The 1,539-nt window shown below is 48.0% G+C and carries 1 protein-coding gene; it reads right to left on the bottom strand.

What is annotated here, in order from left to right; all coding sequences use genetic code 11:
• Positions 1–18 precede the first annotated feature (18 nt).
• Positions 19–1,446, bottom strand: coding sequence for an IS4 family transposase (locus L5M51_RS22685; RefSeq protein WP_263148099.1), 1,428 nt, complete (start codon positions 1,444–1,446; stop codon positions 19–21).
• Positions 1,447–1,539: the final 93 nt, after the last annotated feature.

Below are 1,539 nucleotides of genomic sequence, written 5' to 3'. Positions count from 1 at the left end.
CTGTCTCTTGATCAGATCTCATAGCGTTTTTCCGGCTTCAAAAAGGGCTTTGGCTAATCGATAGCCCTTTACTTGAGCCTGAAGATCATCCCATCCTTCCCAAATCGTGGTCCAGCTAGCCATTCCCGTGCGCTTGCTATCATTAAAGCCGCCTAATTTCGCCAGAGACTGATAGGCCCACTTCATATTTGGTGCCTCTTTGCCTTTGTGCGCCCTTGGCTTGTAGAGCGCCATCAGTACTCGCCATTCATCATCCTCAAAAACACTGCTGCTGCTTTGATTTTCCATGCCCAGGGCTGCTTCGACCTTGCCTCTTTTTCTCAGATAGACTGGCAGACTCATCACTTCCCTTAGTTGCAGTAGCCGCACACCGATAAAGCAAAGTATAGAGGCCGCTCGCTCAAGATTATCTGGCGAGGTCATCCGTAATCTTTCTACCCCCGCGCCAGTTTTCCACGCTTTATGAAAGTCCTCTATCCGCCACCGAGTGGTATAAATATCAATCACATGAAGTTGCTGCGCCAGCGTGTCAATCGGCTCACTGGTCAGGAGCATCCAAGATAAACCCGCTTCACCTTGGGGCGAATGGCATTCTTGCGCATACACCACATTAAGCGAGTGCTCTTTGCCATTATGTTTGACATTCACCGCACTGGCTTTGAGAGTGAGCTTGGCTGTTCGCGAAGGACGATTCTTGCTTTTACCACTGGCTTCCTTCATCCCTTTTTGTGGGATGGTGATGGTGTATCCGCCGGTAACGGGATGGCTGTCCATGTGCTCAAACAGCTTAGCCTCGGATTCAACAAGGTTTCTGGCATGTTTTGCTCGCACCACAAACCGTTCACTATGTGACTGTTTATCCGCTAAATAACTCATGATATCCGCTTCTCTATCACACACTGAGATCACTCTCGACATGTGAGACTGCAAGCGTTGTCGCGTAAAATAAGATGCATCGGCCCATTTACCGCTCTCTTTTTCATCGGCCTCGTTGGGATTGTCAGGTCGACACCACCAATCTTGGTGGATCAAGCCCAAGGTCCGAGAAGTATAGCTATCCAGCAGCAAGACAGAATGAACCCACCACCCACGAGACTTATCTGTAGGTTTACCTAATTTCCCTAATTCAGGCGCCACACTGTGCTTATAACTCAGGGCTGTTGTGTCTTCTAGAGCAAGTATTTCATCCACATTTTCAACCACTTGGGTTGTGCGAGCAAAACCGGCGACTCTGATCATAGATGGGCTAACATTATCATTGCGGATCAATCGATAGGCTCCTTCGAGTTTGGCATCTTCACCATTACATGATCTGGCAACCGATTTGCCGCTGCCAACCGCCATATGTTCAGCAACGACGGTTAACCTTGCCGCTCTTCGTTTATCACCTAGCTCAGCATGATGAAAGTGATCGGCTGCCCATTGGCTCGGGTTAAAAATTGACATGGAAAATGGTGAAGTAAATGAATTTGCATGATCAGATCATCGGCAGTCAAGAGAGTTCCGTTTTTTTACTAATTATTTGTGTAGAAGAGACAG

The sequence above is a fragment of the Shewanella sp. SM73 genome (assembly GCF_025653795.1).
Taxonomy (GTDB): domain Bacteria; phylum Pseudomonadota; class Gammaproteobacteria; order Enterobacterales; family Shewanellaceae; genus Shewanella; species Shewanella oncorhynchi.
Note: the sequence above shows the minus strand (reverse complement) of the source record. Positions and strands in the feature narration are given on the sequence as shown.

Excerpts from the sequence above, each read along its gene's own strand:
- L5M51_RS22685 (WP_263148099.1), bottom strand. The coding sequence starts at position 1,446 with ATGTCAATTTTTAACCCGAGCCAATGGGCAGCCGATCACTTTCATCAT.